At 75.9% G+C, this 24,921-nt stretch carries 16 protein-coding genes; 12 read left to right on the forward strand and 4 right to left on the reverse strand.

Annotated elements, in window-relative coordinates; all coding sequences use genetic code 11:
* Positions 1–150: 150 nt before the first annotated feature.
* From OG871_RS04085 to OG871_RS04100, 4 genes are all read left to right on the forward strand, one after another.
* A complete protein-coding gene (locus OG871_RS04085) occupies positions 151–903 on the forward strand; it encodes an ArsR/SmtB family transcription factor (protein ID WP_371494273.1) in 753 nt (250 codons plus the stop codon).
* 173 nt (positions 904–1,076) lie between these two features.
* A complete protein-coding gene (locus OG871_RS04090) occupies positions 1,077–1,715 on the forward strand; it encodes a hypothetical protein (protein ID WP_371494274.1) in 639 nt (212 codons plus the stop codon).
* 168 nt (positions 1,716–1,883) lie between these two features.
* The gene (locus OG871_RS04095) at positions 1,884–4,811 is read left to right on the forward strand and encodes a hypothetical protein (RefSeq protein ID WP_371494275.1); all 2,928 of its coding nucleotides are present in this window, start codon (positions 1,884–1,886) and stop codon (positions 4,809–4,811) included.
* A 66-nt stretch (positions 4,812–4,877) separates the two neighbouring features.
* Positions 4,878–5,477, forward strand: a complete 600-nt coding sequence (locus OG871_RS04100) for a hypothetical protein (RefSeq protein ID WP_371494276.1) — start codon at positions 4,878–4,880, stop codon at positions 5,475–5,477.
* Between the two features lie 398 nt (positions 5,478–5,875).
* Here OG871_RS04100 and OG871_RS04105 read toward each other — a convergent pair whose 3' ends face one another.
* Entirely contained in the window at positions 5,876–6,316 is a 441-nt protein-coding gene (locus OG871_RS04105) for a DUF732 domain-containing protein (RefSeq protein WP_371494277.1), read from the reverse strand.
* 410 nt (positions 6,317–6,726) lie between these two features.
* Between OG871_RS04105 and OG871_RS04110 the strand changes: the two genes are divergently transcribed.
* The 8 genes from OG871_RS04110 (at position 6,727) to OG871_RS04145 (ending at position 22,054) form a co-directional block, all read left to right on the forward strand.
* Positions 6,727–8,031, forward strand: a complete 1,305-nt coding sequence (locus OG871_RS04110) for an MFS transporter (protein WP_371494278.1) — start codon at positions 6,727–6,729, stop codon at positions 8,029–8,031.
* A 55-nt stretch (positions 8,032–8,086) separates the two neighbouring features.
* The gene (locus OG871_RS04115) at positions 8,087–9,382 is read left to right on the forward strand and encodes a condensation domain-containing protein (RefSeq protein ID WP_371494279.1); all 1,296 of its coding nucleotides are present in this window, start codon (positions 8,087–8,089) and stop codon (positions 9,380–9,382) included.
* 80 nt (positions 9,383–9,462) lie between these two features.
* The gene (locus OG871_RS04120; protein WP_371494280.1) at positions 9,463–12,579 is read left to right on the forward strand and encodes an amino acid adenylation domain-containing protein; all 3,117 of its coding nucleotides are present in this window, start codon (positions 9,463–9,465) and stop codon (positions 12,577–12,579) included.
* The gene (locus OG871_RS04125) at positions 12,576–13,748 is read left to right on the forward strand and encodes an acyl-CoA dehydrogenase family protein (protein WP_371494281.1); all 1,173 of its coding nucleotides are present in this window, start codon (positions 12,576–12,578) and stop codon (positions 13,746–13,748) included. Before OG871_RS04120 ends, OG871_RS04125 begins: the two co-directional genes overlap by 4 nt.
* A gap of 27 nt (positions 13,749–13,775) precedes the next feature.
* Positions 13,776–15,614: an amino acid adenylation domain-containing protein gene (locus OG871_RS04130; RefSeq protein ID WP_371494282.1), complete on the forward strand. Its 1,839-nt coding sequence runs from the start codon at positions 13,776–13,778 to the stop codon at positions 15,612–15,614.
* A gap of 59 nt (positions 15,615–15,673) precedes the next feature.
* Complete coding sequence (locus tag OG871_RS04135; RefSeq protein ID WP_371494283.1) at positions 15,674–17,473, forward strand: amino acid adenylation domain-containing protein; 1,800 nt, start codon at positions 15,674–15,676, stop codon at positions 17,471–17,473.
* Positions 17,470–20,346, forward strand: coding sequence for a condensation domain-containing protein (locus OG871_RS04140; protein WP_371494284.1), 2,877 nt, complete (start codon positions 17,470–17,472; stop codon positions 20,344–20,346). The genes OG871_RS04135 and OG871_RS04140 overlap by 4 nt, the downstream gene beginning before the upstream one ends.
* Positions 20,347–20,686: 340 nt before the next feature.
* The gene (locus OG871_RS04145; RefSeq protein ID WP_371494285.1) at positions 20,687–22,054 is read left to right on the forward strand and encodes an FAD-dependent oxidoreductase; all 1,368 of its coding nucleotides are present in this window, start codon (positions 20,687–20,689) and stop codon (positions 22,052–22,054) included.
* Between the two features lie 3 nt (positions 22,055–22,057).
* Here OG871_RS04145 and OG871_RS04150 read toward each other — a convergent pair whose 3' ends face one another.
* From OG871_RS04150 to OG871_RS04160, 3 genes are all read right to left on the reverse strand, one after another.
* Complete coding sequence (locus tag OG871_RS04150; protein WP_371494286.1) at positions 22,058–23,284, reverse strand: trans-acting enoyl reductase family protein; 1,227 nt, start codon at positions 23,282–23,284, stop codon at positions 22,058–22,060.
* A gap of 82 nt (positions 23,285–23,366) precedes the next feature.
* Positions 23,367–24,287: a phosphatidylinositol-specific phospholipase C gene (locus tag OG871_RS04155; protein WP_371494287.1), complete on the reverse strand. Its 921-nt coding sequence runs from the start codon at positions 24,285–24,287 to the stop codon at positions 23,367–23,369.
* Between the two features lie 202 nt (positions 24,288–24,489).
* Positions 24,490–24,852 (reverse strand): cupin domain-containing protein, encoded by a 363-nt coding sequence (locus tag OG871_RS04160; protein WP_371494288.1) that lies wholly within the window; start codon positions 24,850–24,852, stop codon positions 24,490–24,492.
* Positions 24,853–24,921: the final 69 nt, after the last annotated feature.

The following is a 24,921-nucleotide window of genomic DNA, read 5'->3' on the forward strand; positions in this document are numbered from 1 at the left end:
GTCACTGCCTCGACCGTAGGCGACGACGGAAGGTGACCACCGGACGAGCGCGCCCGGCTCGCCGGGCGAGTTGGTCCGGACGTGGACCGCGGGGGCGCCGGGGGCTTGAACGCGTTGACATGTGACCAAATAGTCACCTATTCTCGAGGTGTGGATCTGGTGTTCAAAGCCCTGGCCGACCCGACCCGGCGGAGTCTGCTCGACGCTCTCTTCGAACAGGACGGGCAGACGCTCGGCGCCCTCGAAGCACGCTTCGAGATGACGCGGTTCGCCGTGATGAAGCACCTCAAGCTGCTGGAGGAGGCCGGGCTCGTCGTCACCCGGCGACAGGGCCGGGAGAAGCTGCACTTCCTGAACCCGGTCCCCATCCGGCTCGTCCACGACCGGTGGGTGAGCAAGTACACGGGGCCGTGGGCGGCTGCGCTCAGCGACCTCAAGAGTCGACTGGAGACTCCCATGCAGAAGGTCTTCGAGATCTACATCCGCACCACTCCGGAGCGTCTCTGGGAGGCGATCACGGACCCGGAGATCCGCGCCAGGTACAACTTCGGCGTCGGGGTCAGCTCGGACTGGACCCCCGGCTCCCGCTTCGAGATGGGCTCCCCCCGCGCGGACGGCCCGATCGGCGAGGGCGTGAACCTGGAGGTCGACCCGCCCCGCCGGCTGGTCCAGAGCATGGTCGCGCTCTGGAGCGACGAGGTGAAGAGCGAGGGCACCAGCCGGGTCACCTGGGAGATCGAGCCGGTCGGCGACTCCTGCCGGCTCACCGTCACCCACGACGAGCTGCGCGAGGGCGCGAACGACGAGCTGTACGGCGGCTGGCCGATGATCCTCTCCGGCCTCAAGACCTGGCTGGAGACGGGCGAGCTGCTCACCACCCCCGGCTCGCTGATGTACACCTGAGCCTGCGACCCCTGGCGGTGGGCGCGTTGACCCGCTCGCCGTCCGACGCCCACCGCCGCCCGAGCGCCCGCCACGCTCGGGCGGCCGGTCGAACACCTGGCCGGGTCTACCGACTCGCAGGCGGTTCCGTCCTGACTGATAGTCGGTGCATGGACCCTGACACGAGGAGGACCATGCCAGGCAGAACACTCGGCGGCGCGCTCGTGCTCGCCCTCGGGATGAGTGTCCTCGTCCCCACCGCGATCTTCGCCGCGGACACGGATCCGGTGGCGGCGCCCGCCGTCACGGCGTCGGAGTCCGGCCAGGATCCGGCGGCGCCCGGCACCTCGGCCGACGTCCCGGTCGTACCGGATCCGTCGGCCTCGGCGGACCCGTCGGACCCCGCGCCCTCGCCCACCCCGAGTCCGACCCCGACCCCGACCCCGAGCCCGACCCCGCCGCCCGCGGCGACGGTGATCACCTTCGGCGCGGCCGCCATCGACCCCAAGCTCCCGGGCCGCGTCCGGCTGGAACTGCTCTACACCTGCGCCGCCCCCGACGGCGAGCGCTCGCTGAACACCTCCGTGGAGCAGCCCGACCCCACCGACCCGGCCACCACCGCCTTCGGCTCCACCCGCACCTCGCCGACGCTGATCGTCTGCGACGGCACCCAGCAGCGCCAGAGCGTGACCGTCCAGTCCAAGACCAGCAACTGGCTCCCCGACGTCGACGCCGTCCTGGTGACCACCCTCTCCGACCTCGGCGCCGCTCCCCCGGCCGCCGCCGACGCCCGCAAGCTCCGGCTGAAGGTCCCGGCCGCCACCGCCCCCTGACGACCACCCGGACCACACCGGAGCCCCCCGGTACTCCGGCACCCCCGTCCGCAACCGGCACCTGCCCGCGACATGTCCTTCTGTCAGGGCCCAGGTCTACACTCGCGACCTGACACCTGGTCAGACATACGCGCGCGGTGACGGTTCGGGGACGTTCGGGGGGCTGGCGTGGCACAGGGATCCGCACACGGTGACACGGGACTCGGCGGACTGCCGACGACCGCGAAGTACGAGGTCGACACACTCTTCAGGGACCTGATCGACCAGTTCCGAGGCGCGCGGCTGCCGATGCCGGTGGTGGTGCTGTACTCCGACGAGGCGGACACCGCACTCGACCGGGAAGTGACCGGCGTGGTGAGCGCCGTCCAGGACGCCCAGGAGGTCGGCGGCCTGCCGTACCGGCTGGTCGGCGGGGCGGAGGGCGGCGACCCGCACCTCAACGCGATCGGCATCCTGGACGCCGTCGCCCGCGGGCCGTGGGCCCGGCGCGGGCCCTCCTGGTACCGGCACTACGCCGTCCCCCGCTCCCGGCTGATCGCCGCCGTCGAGGCCGCAGCCCGGCATGTGCTGGTCGACCAGGCGGCCGGCGGCCCGCAGTCGCCCGACGACCGGGTGGAGGCCGTGCTGGCCCGGCTGCGGGACCTGCACTGGCGGCCGGACCGGCGCGGCGGCACCCTCCAGCAGACCCTGTCGCCGCTGTTCAACTCCACCACCCTGATCGGCGCGGTGGTGCTGGCCGGCCTCACCACGCTGCTGACCCAGGCGCACTGGGAACTGGTGCTCGGTGTCGTCCTGGCGACCTTCGTGCTGCTGGTGGTGAGCGGCTGGGTCCGGCGCAACACCGCGCCGCTGTCCTGGCTCGGCCAGGCCAGCCGGTGGTTCGCCACCACCACCTTCCTCGCCGCCTCCGGGCGGCAGGCCGCCGCCTGGTCGATCTGGCGGCCCCGGATGTCCTGGGACGTCACCCAGGCCCGGGCCAGGGAGGTCGCCGGGGAGATCCTCAAGGCACAGCTCCCCGGCACCCCCGCGGCCGAACGGGAGCGGGCCCAGGAGTTCCACCTGCAACTGCGCACCCTCGCCCTGCTGGAGGACCTCCGCTCGGCCCACCGCTCCTGGGCCCCGGACCTGCGCGGCCGCAAGCGCCGGGTGCCGCCGGTGGTGTTCCTGCCGAGCGCCGGCACCGCCAACGGCGGGCTGCGGGTGCTCAGCGCGATCAGCGACGTGCGCAGCCGCCGCAGTGAGCAGGACCCGCTGCTGGTGCTCGCCGGCGTCGCCCACGCGGACGCCGCGAGCTGGCTCCAGGCGGACGCCGCCGGGCCGGTCACCGTCCCCGTCGGCGGGCTGCGCCGCGGCAGCCCGTACGAGAGCTGGGTGAGCAACCTGCGGGTGCGGCAGGCGCCGAGCCGGGGGCGGGCGCTGGCCTGGACGCTGCCGATCGGGCTGAGCCGGCGGCAGTTGCAGGCCGGGAACACCACCGGGCTGGCCGCGGTGCCGGTCCGCCGCTCGGCGTGGGTGCTGTGGTCGCGGTGGACGGTGCTGCTGGTCCTGGTGCTGGCGTCGGTCGGGGGTGTGCTGCGCAGCCGGCAGCTGTCCGACCAGTACTGCGAGGGCCGGCTGCTCGGTTCCAACCACGACGCGGTGTGGCGGGTGGACCCGGGCGGAGCGCGTCAGTGCGTCGGGGTGGCGACCGGCGGGGTGTCCTTCGCGACCGCGCACGACGTGCGGCTGAGCGGGGCCAGGCCGGGGCACGCGGGCGACCCGGGGAAGGCCGGCGCCGGCATCGGGCTCGGCACCCTGGAGGAGGCGATCCGCCAGGAGAACGACCGCATCGCGGCGCTGCCGAACGTCCGGTTCGTGACCGTCGTGTACGCCGGGTCGCTGACCACCGCGAGCGGGCAGGAGTCGCGGGCGCTGAACAGCCTGAAGGAACTCACCGGGGTCCACCTGGCGCAGCTGCGCAACAACGCCGGCGAGCCCACGAAGGTCAAGGTCCTGGTGGCCAACGGGGGGCAGGACATGTACTTCCAGACCGAGATGGTCGAGCGGATCGTGGAGGTGGCCGCGCGGGACCGCTCGATCGTCGGGGTGGTCGGGCTCGGCCGGAACACCACCGACAGCCAGAACGCCGTCGGTCTGCTGCAGCGCGCCGGACTCCCGGTGGTCGACACCACCAACTCCGGCAGCGACCTCGCCCGCAGCCACGTCAACTACTTCGGGCTGGCGGCGACCGACGAGGAGGAGGCCGCCGAGCTCCGCAAGATCGCCGACGGGCTGGCCCTCGCGCCCGCCGCCCGCTGGGCCGCCGTGCTGACCAGGCGGCCCAGCCAGGACGACCAGTACAGCCCCGAACAGGCCAAGTACGGCACCAGGATGCTCCGCGAGGCGGGCTTCCAGCTGGCCGAGGACCGGCCCCTGGAGTACGGCCTGACCAGCACCGGGGATCCGGACTACGAGGACGCGCTGCGCCGGAGCTGCCAGTCCGGCCACCCGCCGGCCGTGATCTACCTTGCCGGGCGGGCCGACGACGTGAACCAGCTGATGAAGCGGCTGGCCACCGACCCCGGGTGCAACTACCCGCTCACCGTGCTCACCGGTGACGACCTGACCAAGGCCCAGTTCAGCACCGGGGAGACCCGGATGGCGCCGCAGGCCACCCTCTACTACATCGCGCTGACCGATCCGACCGTCACCGCCCGTGCCTCCGACCTGGCCGAGACCGCCGCCGCCGAGCTGGGGATCGTCCCCCAGCCGCCGGGCGGGAACCCGTACGAGGACGACGTCTTCTCGGACGGCTCGCTGGCCCTGGCGTACGACGCCACCGCCGCGCTGCACGCCGGTGCGGAGAACGCCGGCGCCACCCAGGACGGCGGCCGCGGCGCGGTGATGGCGGGGCTGCGGGCGGTCGAGCTGAAGAACCGGGCCACCGGCACCGTCGACTTCCGCGAGACCCGCCCGCTGCTCGCCACCGGCACCCAGCCCGGACACGGCATCAACATCATCCGGGTCACCCGGGAGGCCGACGGCCAGCCGAGGCTGGAACGCATCTGCGGCCGGCCGGCCGGCGACACCGCGCCGCTCACGGGGTGCCGGCCGTAGGCGCGCGGCGAGGGTGCCGGGCGGCCGGCGGCGAGGGGTGTCGGTGCCCGGTGACAGGATGCGCGCATGACGGAACGAGCAGCCCTCCCCCTCCCCGCCGACCTCCCGCCCGCCACCCGGGCGGAGGCCGAGCGGTTCGCCCTGGAGCAGATCCGCGGTGGCTTCCGCACCCTCGACCTGGTCATCCGGGACGTCGAGGAGCACTTCGACCCGCAGCGCGAGCCGGTGACCTGGAGTCAGGCCGCCGACCTGGTCGACCGGCTGTGGGAGGAGCGGCTGGCCGAACAGGCCGGGTGGCCGGAGACGACCGACGCCGACCGGCTGTCGGCCGCCTTCGACGCCCTCGGCGCCGGCGGGATCACCGCGCGGGCCGACTTCACCTGCTGCCGCAACTGCGGCCACTCGGAGATCGACGCCGAGGCCGCCGACGGGGACCACGGGTTCGTCTTCTTCCACCAGCAGGACACCGCCCGCGTCGCGGCGGGCGGCGGGCTGTGGCTGTCCTACGGCCCGCTGCGCGGCTCCGGCGCCGACCCGGTGGCGGTCGGCCGGGAGGTCGTCGAGGCGCTCACCGCGGCCGGTCTGCCGGTGGAGTGGGACGGCTCCGCCGCCAGCCGCATCAAGGTCGCCCTGCCGGAGTGGCGCAAGCGGCTCCCGCGGGGCTGACGGCCCCGTCCGGGGCCGGCCCGCGGTCGTCTGTCTGTTCCACCAGCACCTGCAGGCCGGGACGCTGTTCATGACGGGCAGCGCGAAGGTGTTCCGGGAGACCGCGGGCAGGTTCCTCGCCCTCGCGCTGGAGGACCCCGGGTACGTCCTGGCCCATCCGAACCACTCGACTTCTGTGCGGCGTTCCACTCACAGGAGGGCGTCCTCGGTGCGGCGCGGGAGCTGCACGTCGAGTACCGCGAGGGGTGGACGGCACCGGCGGGCGCCACGCCCGGGTAGCCGCGGCCGCGCGCCCGGAGGCCCGGCGGACGGAGGGGCGGGTGCAGCCGGGAAGGCGACGGCCCCGACGGTCGCGCCGTCGGGGCCGTTCGCGGTCAGCCGGCCGGCGGTCCGTCAGGTCAGGGCATCGTGCAGAACGAGGTCCTCACGGCGGCGATGACCAGCTTGCCCTGCTGGTCGGTCAGGGTGACGCTGCCGCCGCTGAACCGGGCGGCTGCCTCCTTGGCCACCGCCGCGTCGTCCTTGCCCGTGTGGATCTGGGCGCAGACGTACTGGGCGCTGCCGACGGCCTTGGCCGGGTCCGCCGCGAGTTCGGGGTTGACGGCCTTGAGGCCCGCCAGGAGGCCGGCCTGCTGGGCGGCGTTGGGGCTCGGCACGACGACGGCGCCCGAGGCGGTCGGCTTGGCGGCGCCGGTGGCGCCCGTGGCTCCGGCGGTGGGGGTGCTACCGGCCTGGGTCGGCGCCGCCTGCGGGCTCGCGGGGGCGCTGCTGCCGCAGGCCGTGAGGGAGAGCAGGGAGGCGGCCGCGGCCAGACCGATGGTGACGACTCGAATTCGCATGTCGCCAACCGTGCCACAGCCGGCGGTGCGGATCGGCCGCTGTGACAGGCCCGTGACGGACCGGCAGACGACTCGGTACGCAGTTCCTGCCGGTGCGGGGCGGAGGCCGACGCGCGGTTATCACAACACCTCTACAGATAGGTGAAGAACGAACCTCAAACCACTCGATCCGGCCATATCTGAAAGCATCCGTCCGGTGACCGGACAGGCTCTGTCCGGAATACGGACGAGGTGCCTCCGTATCGCCCACCGCCTCCGGGCCCGTGCGCCACCGGTGGCGGCGCCCGCGGCGCTCTCGGGCACCGGCCGCCGAGCGCCCGCCGGGACCTGCCCGGGGCCCGGCAGGAGAGAAGTCCGGAATCATCCCGGCCGGTTGCCCGGTATGACTCGCTTCACCGACAGTCGAACGGATGAACATCATTCAGCGCCTCGCACGAGGCCCCCTCTTAGGCCATCGCGACTTCCGACTGCTGCTGTCCGGATCGGCCACCAGCCAGTTCGGCAGCCAGGTGACCCTGGTCGCCCTGCCGCTGGTCGCCGTGCTCGAGTTGGACGCCTCGCCGTTCCAGGTCGGGCTGCTCACCGCCGCCGAGACCGCCGCCTTCCTGCTGGTCGGCCTGCCCGCGGGTGCCTGGCTCGACCGGGTCCGACGGCTTCCGGTGCTGATCCGTGCCGACGTGGTGCGCTGCCTCGCCGTCGCCTCCGTCCCGCTGGCCGCCGCCGCCGACGTCCTGACGATGGCCCAGCTCTACGCCGTCGCCCTGCTGACCGGCGTGGCCACGGTCTTCTTCGACGTCGCCCACCAGTCCTTCCTGCCGCAACTCCTGCCCCGGGACCAGCTGGTCGCGGGCAACGGCGCGCTGGAGACGGTGCGTTCGGTCGCCCAGGTCGGCGGCCCCGGGCTGGGCGGCGGACTGGTCCAACTGCTCGGGGCGCCGCTCGCGATCGTCGCCGACGCGCTCGGCTACCTCGCCTCGGCTCTGCTCCTGGTGGGCATCCGCACCCGGGAGGAGGTGCCCGAGGCGGTGCCCGGGCGCTCGTTGCGGGCCGACATCGGTGAAGGCCTCGCGTTCGTCCTGAAACATCCGCTGCTGCGGATGATCGCCGCCGCGACCGCCGCCTCCAACCTCTTCGCCGCCCTGCTGATGGCGGTGCAGACGGTCTTCTGGGTCCGCGTGCTCGACCTGTCCCCCGGTGCCATCGGCCTGCTGCTGTCGGTGTCCGCCCTGGGCGGACTGGCCGGCGCGCTGTGCGCGGGGCCGCTGGCCCGGCGGGTCGGCCAGGCCCGGCTGATCTGGCTGTCGACCGTGGCCACCTCGCCCTTCGCACTGCTGTGGCCGCTGGCCGGGCGGGGCGCGGGGGTCCTGCTCTTCGCGGTCGGCTCGGCCGTGGTGCTGTTCGGCGCGGTGGTCTACAACGTGGCCCAGGTGAGCTTCCGTCAGGCGATCTGCCCGCCCGCCCTGCTCGGCCGGATGAACGCCACCATGCGCTTCCTGGTCTGGGGCACCATGCCACTGGGCGCGCTGGCCGGCGGCGCCGTCGCCGCCGCCGCCGGGCCGAGAGCCGCCCTGTGGCTCTGCGCGGTGGGCTTCCTCACCGTGCCGGTGCCCCTGCTGCTGTCGCCGCTGCGCGGGCTGCGGGACCTCCCGGCGGCCGCGAGCGACACCGAGGACGGCGCCGGGCGCGAACCGGCGAACGCCACCGTCGCCGACTGACCCCCGCCCGCCGCGCGCAGCCGCGACCACGATGCGAACCACGACCGGAGGCCCCGTGAACTCCAGCATCACCCGTGCCTACCTCTCCCGCTACCGTTCCGTGGCCGGCGGCTCGGCCGAACTCCTGCCCGTCACCGGCGCGCAGCGGCGGTTCCTGCTCGCCCGCCGCCTCGACCCGCTGGGGCGCCCCGACGTCGTCCCGCTGTTCTTCGCCTTCCCGGCGGGCGCCGTCGAGCTGCCCCGCCTGCGGGCGGCCGCGACCCGGCTGGCGGCCCGCCACCCGGCGCTGCGCGGCCGGTTCGAGTCGCTGCGCGGGACCCCCGTGCTGCGGGTGGGGCCGCCGGCGGCGGAGGTCCGGCGGGTCGAGCCGGCGCCCGGCGAGAGTGCCGCCGACGCGCTGCGGCGCGAGCTGCTCGGCTGGTCCGCGGACGGCCCGGCGCTGCGGCTGCTGCTGGCGGGCGGGCCCGCCGACCAGGAGGAGATCCTCGCCGTCGCCCTGGACCACACCGCCTGCGACGAGCAGTCGCTCGGCATCGTCACCGCCGGGCTCAGCACCGCATACGAAACGTGGGACGAACCGGCGGACGGCCAGGCGACGGACGCCGCGGCCGACACCGCCGACTACCGCGCCGCGGTGGAGGCCCAGTTGGCCGCCGAGGCGACGGCCTCCGCCGACCGGGCCCGGGCCCACTGGGCCGCCCGGCTCGGCGCGCTGCGGGCGCCCGAGCGCCCGCCGTACCGGGCGGAGCCGGACACCGGCATGCTGACGGACCGGCTGCCCGCCGCCTCGGGGGCCGCCCGCGGAGCCGTCTTCCCCGCGCTGCTGGACGCCGTCTCGGCGGCCGCCCGCAGCCTGCTCGGCCCCCGGGCCACGCCGGCCCTCGGCTACCCGTGGGGCGGCCGGCCGGCCGTCGCTCCCCCGGTGCTCGGGTGCTTCCTCAACACCCTGGTGCACCCGGCCCGTTCGGGCACGGCCGGGCTCGACGAGCTCAGCGCCGACTGGTGGGACGACCTGGACCACGCCGACATGCCCTTCGACGAGGTGGTGCACGCCGCCCGGTCGGCCGGCGCGCGGTGGTCCGGCGCCCTGGACGGCCTGCTGACCTTCGAGGACCTGCACCGCCGCCCGCCGCTGGTGCTCGGCGGGATCTCCGGACGTGAGACCCACCTGTCCGGGCGCCCGCTTGCCGCCCCGTTCGCCGTCTCGGCCTCGCACGGCGAGGACCTGCTGGTCCGGCTGGCCTGGGACCGCCGGAACTGGCCGGACCCGGCCGCCGCCGAGGCCTTCGACGCCCTGCTCTCCACCCTCCGCCGGCACCTGGGCGCCACCGCGCCCGGCCCGGTGGGCTGACCCTCCACGGCCCGCTCCCGGTACCACCGGGCACGGCCCCGCGTCCGCACACGTCCCGCCACAAGCAAGGGGAACCATCCATGTTCGCTCTCTCCTCCTCGCAGGAGATCGTCTGGCTGCACGAGCAGCTGCAGCCCGGCAGCCGTGCCTACAACTTCACGGCGTTCCTCGATCTCTGGGGAACCCTCGACCGGGCGGCGCTGCGCACCGGCCTCGCCGCCGTGCTCGACCACCACCCGGGGCTGCGGCTGGAGCTGGTCGCCCGCGAGGGCGGCCTGCCCGACCAGCGGGTGCGCGAGCAGGCCGAGCCGCGGCTGCGCACCACCGACCTGTCCGCCGAGGCCGACCCGGTGGCCGCCTTCCAGCGGGTGCTGGTCGCCGAGGCCGAGGAGCCGCTGGACACCGAGGAGGCGCCGCTGCTGCGCTGGCACCTGGTGCGGCTGGGTGAGGAGCACCACCGGCTGGTGCACGTCGAGCACCATCTGATCCACGACGGCCACTCCTTCGCGATGCTGCTGCGCGACCTGTTCACGGTCTACCGCGCCGAGGTCACCGGCGAGCGCGCCGAGCTGCCGGCCACCCGCTCGTACGAGGAACACGCCCGGGCCGGTGCCGGCATCGACCGTTCGCGCAGCCTGGCGTTCTGGCAGCAGGAGCTGCGGGACGCCCCGCTCGCCCTGACGCTGCCGGGCCTGGCCCGGCCGGGCGCGGTCCGGGCCCACCGGGGCGGCCAGCTGCGGCAGTCGATCGGCGCCGACCTGGCCGAGCGGCTGCGAGCCCGTGGCCGGGCCGACGGCCACACGCCGTTCTCCGTCCTGCTCACGCTCTTCGGCGAGCTGCTGCGCCGGCACAGCGGCCACCGGGAGCTGGTGGTGGGCACCGCGGTCGGCAACCGGCCGGTGGGCTTCGAGTCCACCGTCGGGATGTTCGTCAACACCGTGCCGCTGCGGCTGCGGCTGGACCCGGCCGCGCCCGGCACCGACAGCGTGGACGAGGTCACCGACACCCTGCTCCGGGCACTGCCCCACCAGGACGTCCCGGTGCAGGAGTTGACCCGCTCGCTCGGGCTGCACACCAGCGGCGCGGACAACCCGCTGTTCAGCGTGATGTTCAGCGCGCACGACGCCGCGCTGCCGGAGATCGACGTGCCGGGCCTGGAGGTCACCCTCTACGAGGGGTTCAACACCGGCACCACCCGCTTCGACCTCGACCTCGTCCTGCTGCCCGACGACCGCCGCACCGTCACCGAGCGGCACGGCGCCGGAGGGATGACCCTGGTCTGGGACTACGACGCCGACGTCTTCGGCGAGGAGGTCGCCGACCTGCTGGCCGGACGTCTGCTGGACCTGCTGCGCGCCTACCTGGACGACCCGCAGGCCACGTTGGCAGCCCTGGCCGCCCCGCCGGCACCCGCCGCACCTGCCGCCACCACGTCGCCCGCCGGCCCGGAACAGCCGGCCGTGCTGGACCCGCTGACCCGCCAGGACCCGAGCACCCTCGCCGTCATCGCCGGCACCGAGCGGCTGACCTACGGCGACCTGGACCGCCGGGTCGGCGAGCTGGTCGAGCGGCTGCGCGCCGCCGGGGTGACGGCCGGTCAGCCGGTCGCGGCGCTGCTGCCGCGCGGGGTCGACAGCGTGGTCGCCCTGCTGGCCTGTCTGCGGGCGGGCGCGGTGTACGCGCCGCTCTCCCCGGACGACCCGGCGGCCCGGCTCACCCTGCTGCTGGACCGGCTGAACCCGGCCCTGGTGCTGGCCACCCGGCAGAGCGCGCTCGCGCTCCCCGCCGAGGGCCGCACGCCCGCCCTGCTGGACGGGCCCGCCTTCCCGAAGGCCGAGCCCGCCGCCGTCCTGGACGGCGCCGCGTACGTGATCCACACCTCCGGCTCGACCGGGGTGCCCAAGCCCGTCCTGGTCGGCCGGCCCGCGCTCGCCGGGTACGTCGGCGCGGTGGCGCGGCGCTACGGGCTGGGCCCGGCGGACCGGGTGCTGCTGTTCGCCCGGCCGTCCTTCGACGTGGCGCTGGAGGAGGTGCTGCCGGCGCTGGCCGCCGGGGCCTGCCTGGTGCTGCCGCAGCGTGAGGTGCCGACCGCGCCCGAGCTGGTCGCGGTGCTGGCCGCCCGCGGGGTGACCGTCGCCAACCTGCCGACCAGCTACTTCCTGGCGGTGCGCGAGGAGCTGCGGGAGGCCCTGCGGGACGGGCGCTGGTCGCCGCGGCTGCTGGTGCTGGGCGGCGAGCGCCTGCCCGCCCGGGCGCTGGAGGGCCTGCTGGCGGACACCCGCGCGACGGTGCTGAACGCGTACGGCGTCACCGAGGCGACGGTCACCTCGACGGTGCACGAGATCACCGCCGCCGACCTGGCGGAGGGGGCCGAGATACCCCTGGGCACCGAGCTGCCCGGGACGGCGGTGCACGTCCTGGACGAGGGGCTGCGGCCGCTGCCGGCCGGCGGGGTCGGCGAGCTGGCGGTCTCCGGGCCGGCGCTCGCCGAGGGCTACCTGGGCGTGGTCCGGGCCACGGCCGAGCGGTTCGTCGAGGTCGCGGCGCTGGGCGGCGAGCGGGTCTACCGCACCGGTGACCGCGGCTACCGCGACCGGGACGGGCGGCTGTGGTTCCTCGGCCGCCGGGACAACCAGGTCAAGCTGCGCGGGTACCGGATCGAGCTGGAGGAGATCGAGGCCGCGGCCTCCGCCGAACTCGGCGGCCGCTCCTGCGCGGTGGTGCTGGACGGCGCCGCCGACAACGGCCCCCGGCTGGTCGGCTTCCTGGAGGGCGCGGTACCGCCCGACCAGGCGGCGCTGCACGTCGCGCTCTCGCTGCGGCTGCCCGGCGCGCTGGTGCCCGGTGCCTGGGTGGCGCTGGAGTCGCTGCCGACCCTGCCCGGCGGCAAGCCCGACCGGGCGGCGCTGGCCCGGACGGTGGCCGAACTGCCGGCCCCCGGCGACGAGCCGGCCGGGGAGGGCGTCTTCGCCGATCCGGGCCTGGCGCTGGTCGCCGAGGCCTGGCGGGAGGTGCTGGGCCACGACCGGTTCACGGCCGACTCGCACTTCTTCGAGGTCGGCGGGCACTCGCTGCTCGCCGCGCAGCTGGCCGCCTGGCTGGAGCCGCGGCTGGGCAGTCGGCCGCCGCTGCGCGTGCTGTTCCAGAACCCCGTCCTGGCCGACCAGGCCCGCGCTCTGACGGAGGACCGGCTGTGAGCTCCACTCCCTCGTCCGTCCTGGAGGACGGCCACCGCGAACTGGTCGACGCCTTCGAGAGCTTCGTGCGCCGCGAGCTGGTCCCGCTGGCCGCCGAGCTGCCGGAGACCGCCGACCTGCCGCCCGCCGACCTGCGCGCCTACGTGCGCAAGCGCTCGGCCGCGCTCGGCTTCTACGCGGGCGACTACCCCGAGGAACTGGGCGGCTCCGGGATGCCGTTCACGGCCGTGGTGCTGCTGTACCACGCGGCCGGCCGCAGCGGCTGCGCGCTGGCGCCGTACGCACTGGCCGGGTCGGACGGTCCGAGCCCGCTGCTGCGGCACGGCACACCCGAGCAGGTCGAGAAGTACCTGGTGCCGCTGGTGCGCGGCACCAGTGCCCGCTGCCTGGCGCTCACCGAGCCGCACGCCGGTTCGGACGCGTTCCGGCTCACCACCACCGCCGTCCGGGACGGCGACGGCTGGGTGATCAGCGGGCGGAAGACCTTCGTCTCCAACGCCGACCGCGCCGACCTCGCGCTGGTGGTCACCGCCACCGACCTCGGCGAGGGGCCGACCGGCGGCGCGACCGCCTTCGCGCTCCCGATGGACACCCCCGGCCTGCGGATCGGCCAGCGGTACGAGGGCATGTCCGGCGAGCCGATGTTCGAACTGGTGCTGGAGCAGGTCCGGGTGCCGATGGACTCGGTGATCGGCGGCCCGGAGGGCGTCGGGGCCGCGATGGCGCTGGCCATGGACAGCCTGTCGCGCGGGCGCCTGGTGGTGGCCGCGATGTGCAACGGCGTCGCCGAGTACGCGCTGCGCCTGGGTGTCGAGTACGCCCGGGAGCGGCAGGCGTTCGGCGAGCGGATCGGCGCCTACCAGCACGTCCAGGAGCACCTGGTGCGCAGCCGGGCCGAGGTGGAGGCGGCGAAGCTGCTGACGCTGGCCTGTGCCCGGCTGGTCGACGAGGGCACCGAGGCGCCGGAGAACGCGGCGCTGGCCAAGCTGACCTCCTCGGAGACCGCTGTGCGGGTGGTGGACCGCTCGCTGCAGGTGCACGGGGCGACCGGCTGGGTGCGCGGGCATCCGCTGGAGTTCCTGTACCGCTACGTCCGGATGATGACGATCATCGAGGGGACCTCCGAGGTCCAGAAGGTGATCGTCGCGCGGGCCATGGGCCTGGGCTGACCGCAACCACTGTTCGGAGACCACGACATGACGACTGCTGACAACACCACCCGATCCGTGTCCGTCGCCCACGGCCGCCCGCACCACGACTCCCCCGTCACGGCGCTCTTCGCGGACTGGGCGCGCCGCACCCCGCACGCCCCCGCGCTGATCGACGGCGAGCGGAGCTGGAGCTACGCCGAACTCGACGCGCTGGCCGACACGGTGGCCGACACCCTGCGCCGGCGGGTCCGCCCCGGCGAGCTGGTCGGCGTCTGCCTGGACCACTCGGCCGCCCTGGTCGCCGTCACCCTCGCGGTGGCCCGGCTCGGCGCCGTCCACCTGCCGCTCGGCCCGCGCCCCGGCGAGCGGCGCCTGCAGGCCGTCGCCGAGAACCTGCGGCTGGGCTGCCTGGTCGGCGACCCGGCGCTGCTGCCCGCCGCCCACCGCACGGCGGAGCACCTGCCGCTGGAGCTGCCCGCCGAGGGCGCGACGGCCGCCGCCACCGTGGTGGCCGCCTTCGCCCCGGCCGCCGCGGACGCCGTCGGCGCGCCCGCGGGCAGCCACTACGCGGTGCTCACCTCCGGATCCACCGGCACCCCGAAGGCGGTCGCCGTCGGGGAGCGCTCGCTCGGCGCGATGCTGCACTGGTACCGCGGCCTGACCGGCCTCGGCCCGGGCGACCGGCACAGCCTGCTGATCGGGGTCGCCTTCGACCCGCACCTGATGGAGCTGTGGGCGACGCTGACCTCCGGCGCCGCGCTGAGCGTCGCCCCGGACGCGGTGCGCTGGGACGCCGGCGCGCTCACCGACTGGTGGCGGGAGGCCGGCATCACCGTCAGTGTCCTGCCCACCCCGCTGGCCGAACCGGTGCTCGACCGGCCGTGGCCGGCCGGCCTGGCGCTGCGGCACCTGTCCATCGGCGGCGACCGGCTGCGCCGGCACCCCGGGCCGGACGTCACGGCGCACGTGCACAACGCCTACGGGCCCGCCGAGGCCACCGTGGTGACCAGCGTGCACACCATGGCGCCCGGCGCCGGCGGGGACGGCCCGCCGCCGATCGGCCGGCCGGTGCCCGGCGCCGTCCTCGTCGTCACGGACCAGGACGGCCGCCCGGTGCCGCGCGGCGAGTCGGGCGAACTGCGGGTCGGCGGCAGCCTGCTGGCGCTCGGCTACCTGGACGAGGAGCTCACCGCGCGCCGGTTCGTCCCCGCGCCGGCGGACCTCGACGGTGTCGACCGCCTCTACCGCACCGGTGACCGGGTGCTGATGCGCGCCGACGGTGTGCTGGAGTTCCAGGGCCGCCTGGACGACCAGGTGAAGGTCAGCGGCGTGCGGATCGAGCCGGCCGAGGTCGAGGCCGCGTTCGAGCGCGACCCCCGGGTGCGGCGCGCCGTGGTCGCGGTGCGCCGCGACCCGTCCGGCGCGGCCCGGCTGCTCGCCTTCGTCGAGCCCGCCGGCGACGGCCCGGTGACCGGTGCCGAGCTGCTGCCGCAGGTCCGGGAGTGGCTGCCCGAGCAGGCCGTGCCCACCGTGGTCCGGCTGGTCGACCGCTACCCGCTGGACGCCAACGGGAAGGTCGACCGGGCCGCCCTGCTGGCGGCCGAGGCCGCCGCGCCGGCCGCCGCGTCCGGCGAAGGCGGCACCGCCACCGAGCGGACGGTCCTGGCCCTGTGCCGCGAGCTGCTGGGCCGCCCCGAGCTCGGCCCGCTGGACAACTTCTTCGACGCCGGCGGCAACTCGCTGGCCGCCGCCCGCCTGCTGGTGGCCCTGGAGGAGTCCTGCGGCGTACGGCTGCGCGCTCCGCAGCTGCTGCGCCAGCCCGACCTGCGCAGCCTGGCCGCGCTGGTCGAGGCCGGCCGGCCGAGAGCCGCCGCCGCCTCCTGACCACCCGCCGTGCCAGGGTGCCCCGGCCCCGAGCCGGGGCACCCGGAAGGGAACCACCCATGACGTTCGACGACTCCCGACCGGGCGGCGTAGCCGGTCTGGTCGCCCGCCGCGCCGCACTGCGGCCGCAGGCGCTCGCCGTGTCCGACGGCAGCACCGCCCTGACCTACCGTGAACTGGTGGCCGCCGCCTCCGCGCTGGCCGCCGAGCTGGCCGCCCGCGGGGTCGGCCCCGGCAGCGCGGTCGGGCTGCTGGCGGCCCGCTCCACCCGGCTGGTGGTCGGCCAGCTCGCCGTCTGGTGGGCCGGCGCGCACGCCGTCCCGCTGGATCCGGCCTACCCCCGGCCGAGGACCGCCGAGATGCTCGCCGACACCGGGGCCGTCCTCACCCTGGGCGACAAGGCGCTGCTGGCCGAGGCCGGAGTGCCGGCCGCGCAGACGCTGGCCCTGGACCTCGACGCGCTGCCGCAGGTCGCGGTGACCGCCCCGCACCCCGCCGCCGACGCGGAGCGGGCGCCGGCCCTGGTGATGTACACCTCCGGGTCGACCGGCCGCCCCAAGGGCGTGCAGATCACCCACCGGGCGATCGCCGGCCTGGTCACGGCGCCGGACGCGGTACGGCCGGGCCCCGGCGAGCGGGTGCTGTTCCACTCCCCGTCCACCTTCGACGCCGCCACGTTCGAGGTCTGGGCGCCGCTGGCCGCCGGCGGCGCCGTGATGGTCTCGCCCGCCGAGCGCCCGACGGCCGAGGACCTGACCCGGGACGTCGAACGGTTCGGTGTCACCACGGCGTTCCTCACCACGGCGCTGTTCCACCGGCTGGCGGCCCGGCAGTCCCGGATCTTCGGCGTGCTGCGCACCCTGCTGGTCGGTGGCGAGGCCCTGTCGCCGGAGCACGCCGGGGCCGTACTGCGGGCCTTCCCCTGGCTGGACCTGGTCAACGTGTACGGGCCGACCGAGGCGACCACCTTCACCACCCTGCACCGGCTGCGCGAGGAGGACTGCGCGGGCCCCGTGCCGATCGGACGGCCGTTCGGCGGGGCCACGGTGCAGGTCCTCGACGAGCGGTCGGCGCCGGTGCCGGCCGGCGGGCGCGGCGAGCTGTGGATCGGTGGCAGCCGGCTGGCCCTGGGCTACCTGGGACAGCCGGAGCTGACGGCCGACCGCTTCCGGGAGATCCCGGGCGCCGGGCGGATGTACCGCAGCGGCGACCTGGTCTCGGCCCGGCCGGACGGCACGCTGGACTTCCACGGACGGGCCGACGACCAGGTCAAGGTGCGCGGCTTCCGGATCGAGCCGGGCGAGGTCGAGCACACCCTGCGGCTGCACCCGGAGGTCTCCGAGGCCGCGGTCGTGGTCCGCCGGGCCGGCCTGGACGACGCCGCGCTGACCGCCTTCGTCGTGCCCACCGACGGGCACCGCCCCACCGGCGAGGCGCTGCGCGGCCACCTCGCGGACCGCCTCCCCGCGCACCTGGTGCCCACCGGCTGGGCCGTCCTGGACGCGCTCCCGCTCACCGGCACCGGCAAGGTCGACCGCCGCGCGCTGGCCGAACGCGACCTCGCCGGCGCCCCGGCCGAGCCCGCCGCCGCGAGCCGCCTCACCCCGCTCCAGCAGGAGGTCGCGGCGGCCTGGGCCCGGGCCCTGGGCCACCCCGTCGAACGGCCGGACGCCGACTTCCTGGCCGAGGGCGGCCACTCGCTGATGGCCATGTGGGTGGTCGACGACCTGCGTGAGGACCTCGGCGTGGACCTCTCGCTCGCGGACTTCTTCGCCCACCCCACCGTCGCCGCGCAGGCCGCCCTGGTCGAGCAGGCCCTGCTCACCGCCCTGGGCGAGAGCGCCGAGGAGAACCGATGAGCACCACCCCGCAGACGGCCGGCCGGCAGGCCGAGCTGCTCCGGCAGGCCCGGCGACGGGCCGACGCCACCCGTCCCGCCGACATTCCGCGCACCGCGTCCACCGGGCCCGCGCCGCTGTCGCACGCCCAGCACCGGATGTGGCTGATGGACCGGCTCGGCCGGGCCGGCGCCCGGTACCACGTACCGCTGGCCACCCGGCTGCGCGGGCCACTGGACACCGCGGCGCTCGCCGAGGCGCTCACGGCGCTGGCGGCCCGGCACGACATCCTGCGCACCCGGTACGGGCAGCACGGCGGCCAGGACCCGTACCAGGAGGTGCTGGCGGCGGCCCCGGTGCCCGTACCTGTGCTGGACGCGCCGGCGGGGCGGGCGCAGGAGCTGCTGCGGGCCGAGGCCGCCCGCCCGTTCGAGCTGGCCTCGGGCCCGGTACTGCGCGCCCTCGTCCTGCGGCACGCGTCCGAGGACCACACCGTCCTGATCACGCTGCACCACATCGCGATCGACGGCGGCTCGCTCCCCGTGCTCACCGGCGACCTGGCCGAGCTGTACGCCGCCGCCTCGCTACGGCGCCCCGCCCGGCTGCCCGAACCGGGCCTGCGGTACGCGGACTTCGCCCGTTGGGAACGCGGCCGCGACCCGGAGCTCGCCGCAGAGGTCGACGCCTGGGCCGAACGGCTCGCCGGGGCCCGCCCGGTGCCGCTGCCCCGCCCGGCCACCGCCGGACCCCGCACCGGGGCGGCCCGGCTGCACAGCCTCCCGCTGCCGCCGGCCACCCTGGACGGGCTGCGCGCGCTCGGGCGGGCGCACGGCACGACCCTGTTCACCGTCGTCCTGGCCGCGGCCTTCGCCACCCTGCGGCGGGCCACCGGCGAGGCGGACCTCACCCTCGGGTGCGCCGGCGGCCGGCGCTCCCGGCCCGCCCTGCGCCGGCTGGTCGGACTGTGCGTCAACACCCTCCCGGTCCGGGCCGACCTGTCCGGCGACCCCTCGTTCACCGACCTGCTCGGCCGGGTGCAGGCCGCCCAACTCGCCGCGCAGGAACGCCAGGAGGTGCCGTTCGACCTGGTCGTCGAACGCCTCGGGGCCGCCGCCCGCGGGCAGGACGGCTCCCCGCTGCTGTCGGTCACCTGCGACCTGGTCGCCCCGTCCGACGCACTGCCGTTGCCCGGCCTGGACGCCGCACCGGTCGAGGTCGACCTCGGCCTGGCCAAGTTCGACCTCGGGCTGTTCGTGGCGGACGGCCCGCAGCCGCGCTGCCTGGTCCAGTACGACGCCGACGCGCTCACCGAGCCGGCCGGCGCCCAGCTGGCCGCGGACTTCGCCGCGCTGCTGACCGCCGTCGCCGAGGACGGCGGGCGCCGGCTCGGGCAGCTGCCCGGCACCGCGCTGCGCGCCGAGCCCGGCCACCCCGCCGAGGCCGCGCTGCTGGCCGACCCCCGGGTCCGCGAGGCGTACGTGCTGGTCCGCGAGGGTCGGCCGCCGCTGGCGTACGCGGTGGCCGGCGGCCCGGGCGGCGCCCCCGGCGGCGCCGAACTGCGGGCCGGGCTGCGCCCGCTGGTGCCGTCCGGTCAGCTGCCCGCGGCGGTCACCCTGCTGGACGCGCTGCCCCGGACCGCCGACGGCGCCGTCGACCCGGCCCGGCTGCCCGGCGCGGGCCCGCGGCCCGCACCGACCGCGCCGGCCGTGCCGTCCGCACCGCCCGGCGGCGCCCACGAGGACGCCGTCCGGACGGCCTTCGGGGAACTGCTGGGCACCCGACCCGAGCCGGACGGCGACTTCTTCGTCCTCGGCGGGCACTCCCTGGTCGCCGTGCAGCTCGCCGAACGGCTGCGGCTGCGCACCGGCCTGCCGCTGACCGGGCTGGACATCCTGGAACAGCGCACCCCCCGGGCGCTGGCCGCACTGCTGGACACCCGGGACGCCGAACGCCTGGCCGCGACCCCCCGCCGGGCCGGGGCCGGCCCCGGGGCCGTACGTCCGGGCACCGTCCTGGTCACCGGCGCCACCGGCGGGGTCGGCGCCGCCGTCCTTCAGGAGCTGATCGCCCAGGGACGCCCGGTGCGGGCGCTCACCCGGCCGGAGTCCGCCCACCTGGTGGCGCTCGACGGCGTCGAGGTGGCCGAGGGCGACCTGGCCGACCCGGACAGCCTGCGCGCGGCCGTCCGGGGCGTGGACGCGGTGATCCACGCGGCCTGCACGTTCACCGCGCACGAGGTCGACGTGGCGGCGATGCGGGCCATGGTGGACGCCTGGCGGCACGGCAGCTTCGTGTTCGTCAGCAGCATCGACGCATACGGCCGCCCGCCGGGCACCGAGGTCGCGGAAGGCGCACCCGCCGCACTGCCCGTCACCGCCTACGGGCAGGCCAAGCTCGACTGCGAGCGGATCCTGCTGGAGGCCGCCGGCAGCGGCGGCCGGGGCCCCGGCGCGGTGGTCCGCGCGCCGATCGTCTGGGGGCCGCACCGACGGCTGCGCGAGCAGCTGCGCTGGGGTGCGACCGGCGGGCTCTTCCAGACCGCGCAGGCCGGCCGGCCCCTGGTGCTGCCCGACCCCGCGGCCGACGGCCACGCCTGGTACGGCGCGGCCTGGGTGCACTCCGCCGCCCTCGCCCGCGCCCTGGCCGCCTGCGCCGACGGCACCGGCCGGGCGGCCGGCCGGGTGGTCAACGCGGTCGGCGGCCACGTCGGCTGGCCGGAGTTCGGCTCCGAACTGGTCCGTCTGCTGGGCTCGCCGAGCACCGTCGAACTGCGCCCGGACGCCGACCCCGAACTGGCCCGCCCGTGGCGCTACGGCGCCGGGACGCTCGCCGATCCGCTCCGCCCGGAGCCCGGCGAGGACTGGCGGACGGTGCTGGCCGCCATGGTGCGGTAGCCGGGGTCCCGGCCACCCGGGCAGCCCCGGACCGGCAGTGCGCCGGTCCGGGGCGGTCATCGACTGGGAGGACCGACGAGGGGCAGCGGCGTCGAAGCAGAGGCCGGGGACACCGGTCCGGCGCGGCTGCGTGTCCTGCTCGGCTACTCGGTCGGCGAGGTCCCCGCCCGATGAACCTCGTGCATCCGTTCCCGCCGGCGGCGGTTCTGTTCCCGCCTGCCCATAGGCCTGCCCTATGCCCCCATAAGCCCGGGTGCCCTACTGCGGCGCCCGGGCGGCGGCGAGGGTGACGGGCAGGACGGGTGATCTCCCGGCCGCGCACCGACCGAAGGAACCCGCCATGCCTCGTCCCGTCCGGGTCGCGATCGTCGGGGCCGGCCCCGCCGGGATCTACGCCGCCGATGCCCTGCTCAAGTCCGAGCTCGCCGCGGAGCCCGGGGTCTCGATCGACCTGTTCGAGCGGATGCCGGCGCCGTTCGGGCTGATCCGGTACGGGGTCGCCCCCGACCACCCGCGGATCAAGGGGATCGTCTCCGCGCTGCACCAGGTGCTCGACAAGCCGCAGGTCCGCCTGTTCGGCAACGTCGACTACCCGGGCGACATCGGCCTGGACGACCTGCACCAGTTCTACGACGCGGTGATCTTCTCCACCGGCGCCGACGCCGACCGCGACCTGGACATCCCCGGCATCGGCCTGGACGGCTCCTACGGCGCCGCGGACTTCGTCTCCTGGTACGACGGCCACCCCGACGTGCCGCGCCGGTGGCCGCTGGAGGCGGAGAAGGTCGCGGTGCTCGGCGTCGGCAACGTCGCGCTGGACGTCGCCCGGATCCTGGCCAAGACCGCCGACGAGCTGCTGCCGACCGAGATACCCCCGAACGTCCACGCGGGCCTGGCGGCCAACCGGGCCGTCGAGGTCCACGTGTTCGGCCGCCGCGGCCCGGCGCAGGCCAAGTTCAGCCCGATGGAGCTGCGCGAGCTGGACCACTCCCCGACCATCGAGGTGATCGTCGACCCCGAGGACATCGAGTACGACGACGGTTCGATCGCCACCCGCCGCGGCAACAAGCAGGCGGACATGGTGGCCTCCACCCTGGAGAACTGGGCCATCCGCGACGTCGGCGACCGGCCGCACAGGCTGTTCCTGCACTTCTTCGAGTCCCCGGTGGAGATCCTCGGCGAGGACGGCCGGGTGGTCGGCCTGCGCACCGAGCGCACCGAGCTCGACGGCACCGGCAACGTGGTGGGCACCGGCACCTACCGGGACTGGGACGTCCAGGCCGCCTACCGCGCGGTCGGCTACCGCTCGGCCGAACTGCCGAAGCTGCCCTTCGACCCGGTCTCCGCGACCGTCCCGCACGAGGCGGGCCGGGTCCTGGAGGCCGGAGTGCCGCTGCCGTCCACCTATGTGACCGGCTGGATCAAGCGCGGCCCGGTCGGCCTGATCGGCCACACCAAGGGCGACGCCAACGAGACCGTGGCCTGCCTGGTCGCCGACCACCGCGACGGCCGGCTGCGCACCCCCGCCGCGCCCCGCGAGGACGCCGTGCCCGCGTTCCTGGAGAGCCGCGGGGTCGAGTACACCACCTGGCAGGGCTGGCACCGGCTGGACGCCCACGAGCGCGAGCTCGGCGCCACCGAGGGCCGCGAGCGGGTCAAGGTGGTGTCCCGCGCGGAGATGCTCCGGGCGAGCTTCGGGGACGGCTGACGGCTAGGCGCCCCGGCGCGGGGCGGTGGCCGGCGGGCCGTCCAGGACGGTGAAGCGCAGGCCCGCCGCGGTGAGGCGGTCGATCAGCGCGGTGCCCATCGCTGCAGCCGGGGTGACCTGGCCGGCGGTGGGCGGGAGGTCGTCGTAGGCCAGGCTGAGGGCGGACTCGGCGAGCATCTTCGCGGTCTCGGTGTACCCCGGGTCGCCGCCGGACACCTCGGTGAAGACCCGGGTGCCGGGGCCGGTGTCGCCGACGAAGCGCACGGTGAACCAGGAGGCCGCGCGCTGCTCGGCGCTCGGCCCGTCGCCGGGCCTGCGCAGGCCGGTCAGTGCCCGGCGCAGCGGCGGGACCTGCGCCGCGACCAGCAGCGCGGCGAGCCCTGCGGCGCCGGCCAGCAGCACCGGGAGCCGCCGGACGGCCGCGTAGTGGCCGTAGGTGAAGGCCGGCCCGTAGTCGGGGCGGGCGGCGGCCGAGCGTGCGACCACCTGGGCGTCGATGGTGGGCAGCGGCACGGCCCAGGCGCGGGCCTCCGCCGACCGGCGGAGGGGCCCGGCGCTCGTCCTGATCCTTCGGCCGGCCGGCCGGGGCTCGGCGGCGCGGCGCTCGCGGGCGGCCCGGCCGGCGGCCCGCAGCCGGGACATCGCGCTCAGCGCGGAGGCGAAGGTACCGCCGGAGAAGGTGCCCCCGGCGCGGACGAAGCCGCGGACCGAGACCGCCGCGCCCTCGGGCAGCACGTCGAGCGCGCGCATCCGTTCCAGGGTGAACAGCACGCCGAGGTCGTGCGGGACGGAGTCGAAGCCGCAGGAGTGCACCAGGCGGGCCCCGGTCGCCACGGCCCGGCGGTGGTGGCGCAGGTACATCAGGTCGACGAACTCCGGTTCGCCGGTCAGGTCCACGTAGTCCGTCCCGGCGTCCGCGCAGGCCGCCACCAGCGGCTCGCCGTACCGGAGATAGGGGCCGACGGTGGAGATGACGACCCGCGCCGAGGCGGCGACCTCGCGCAGCGAGGCGGGGTCGGCCGCGTCGGCGGTGAGCAGCGGCAGGTCCGCGCAGCCGGGGACCAGGGTGCCCAGGTGGGTGCGCAGCGCCTCCAGCTTGTCCCGGTTGCGGCCGGCCAGTGCCCAGCGGCAGCCCTGCGGCGCGTTCCGGGCCAGGTACTCGGCGGTCAGCGCGCCGGTGAAGCCGGTGGCGCCGAACAGCACCAGGTCGTACGGGCGATCGGCGTCCATGGCATCCCCTACCGGCCGGTAATGACGGGGCCCTCACGCTAGGGACCTGCGTGCGGCGGTGTCAACAGCCCGGCGCCCCCGTTCAGCCGCCGAAGTTGAGCGCGTACAGCCGCCGGACGGAGTCCGCGCCGACGAAGTCCATCGGCACCGTCCCGAGCACCGGGCGGGCGGCCGGGTTCAGGCCGCCGAGGTAGCCGTTCAGCCGGGGCGCCATCGCGTCGGCGGCCTGGCGGGGCCACAGGCCCCAGCCGGAGGAGGAGGTGAAGGTGAGGAAGAGCCGCTGCGGGTCGCCGCTCGCGCGGGCCGCGTCGAGGTGGGCGGAGGTCTCGGGCCACTTGCGGGAGGCGATCTCGAAGATCGTCCCGATGTTGTAGTCGTCCTCGATGTCGGTGAGCGCGCCGCCCCACGGGATCCCGGGCAGGCCGGGGCTGTCGGCGAGCAGCACGATCCGCCCGCGGACCTCGCCGAGCCGCGGGATCCGGTTCTCGCCCCACATCAGGCCGGACCATCTCGCCCGGTAGCCCTCGAAGACGGACCGGAAGTCGGCGGCGGCGGCCGTCGAGTACTCCTGCTTGACCCGCATCAGGACGCTCTCCTGCGGGTGGTGGGCGAGGAAGTCCTGGCACTGGTTGAGCACGTCACCGAAGAAGATCTCCTGGAAGACCGGCCCGTGGTGGATTGCGAAGACACCGTCGATCAGCCGGCAGCGGATGTCGAAGAACCGGACACCCGCGGCGAGTTGGTCGGGAACCGAGAGCGTCTGGGTCTGGGTGATCGGGCCGCCGTGCAGCGAGCAGGTGTCGTGGGTGCCGGGCACGGTGAGCCGCGACAGCCAGCTGTCGGAGGGCAGCGCCCCCATCCAGTCCGCCCCGCCGGGGACCTGGGCCGCCCCGGCCGCCGGGGCCGCCGCCCCGAGCCCCGCACCGAGGGTGCCCGCCGCGCCCAGGGCCAGCACCGCCCGGCCGAGGGTGCGCCTGCTGATCCGCTGCTCCGTCAGTTCCACTGCCTCGTCCCGTCGTTCGCCCGGTGGTTGCCATGTGCATTGTCATGGCTGCCGGCGAGTCGGGGATAGACCCGTGCACGGGTCGGCCGCCGCAGCGGCGCGGGGAGGCGGGGACGGGATCCGGGGCAGGGAGTCGAGGCAGGGAAAGGCCCCCCGACCGGTGGTCGGGGGGCCTGGGCGGGGTGACCGCTCGGCGGCGGGGTCAGGGCTTGGCGTAGTCGCCGTAGCCCTGCCAGTCGATGACCACGCAGGGCTCGTCGCCCAGCACCCAGGCGTCATGCCCGGGAGCCACGGTCAGGAAGTCGCCCGGCCCGAACTCCATCGACTCACCGTCATCCATGACGATCTTCATCCGGCCGGAGACGAAGTAGCCGGTGTGCGCCGCCATGCAACTCTCCGTCCCCGCCAGCGGCTTGATGTGCTCGGACCACTTCCAGCCCGGCTCGAAGGTCGCCCGGCCCACCGGGCCACCGGCGAGGCTGACCAGCTCCAGCTTTCCCTTGCCCTCCTCGAAGGGCCGGACTTCATCCGGCGTGTCGAGGCTCTTGCGGACGAGACCGGCCATGAGACGCTCCTTCGTCGACAGCGGCGGGGACCCGGCCGGACGCGCAACGCCACCGGACTCACGTCCGAC

The sequence above is a fragment of the Kitasatospora sp. NBC_00374 genome, assembly GCF_041434935.1.
Lineage (GTDB): Bacteria > Actinomycetota > Actinomycetes > Streptomycetales > Streptomycetaceae > Kitasatospora.

Bases quoted from the DNA above. Each gene is read 5' to 3' on its own strand.
- OG871_RS04090 (WP_371494274.1), top strand. From the start codon at position 1,077: ATGCCAGGCAGAACACTCGGCGGCGCGCTCGTGCTCGCCCTCGGGATG.
- OG871_RS04100 (WP_371494276.1), top strand. From the start codon at position 4,878: ATGACGGAACGAGCAGCCCTCCCCCTCCCCGCCGACCTCCCGCCCGCC.
- OG871_RS04105 (WP_371494277.1), bottom strand. From the start codon at position 6,316: ATGCGAATTCGAGTCGTCACCATCGGTCTGGCCGCGGCCGCCTCCCTG.
- OG871_RS04110 (WP_371494278.1), top strand. From the start codon at position 6,727: ATGAACATCATTCAGCGCCTCGCACGAGGCCCCCTCTTAGGCCATCGC.
- OG871_RS04120 (WP_371494280.1), top strand. From the start codon at position 9,463: ATGTTCGCTCTCTCCTCCTCGCAGGAGATCGTCTGGCTGCACGAGCAG.
- OG871_RS04130 (WP_371494282.1), top strand. From the start codon at position 13,776: ATGACGACTGCTGACAACACCACCCGATCCGTGTCCGTCGCCCACGGC.
- OG871_RS04135 (WP_371494283.1), top strand. From the start codon at position 15,674: ATGACGTTCGACGACTCCCGACCGGGCGGCGTAGCCGGTCTGGTCGCC.
- OG871_RS04140 (WP_371494284.1), top strand. From the start codon at position 17,470: ATGAGCACCACCCCGCAGACGGCCGGCCGGCAGGCCGAGCTGCTCCGG.
- OG871_RS04145 (WP_371494285.1), top strand. From the start codon at position 20,687: ATGCCTCGTCCCGTCCGGGTCGCGATCGTCGGGGCCGGCCCCGCCGGG.
- OG871_RS04150 (WP_371494286.1), bottom strand. From the start codon at position 23,284: ATGGACGCCGATCGCCCGTACGACCTGGTGCTGTTCGGCGCCACCGGC.
- OG871_RS04160 (WP_371494288.1), bottom strand. From the start codon at position 24,852: ATGGCCGGTCTCGTCCGCAAGAGCCTCGACACGCCGGATGAAGTCCGG.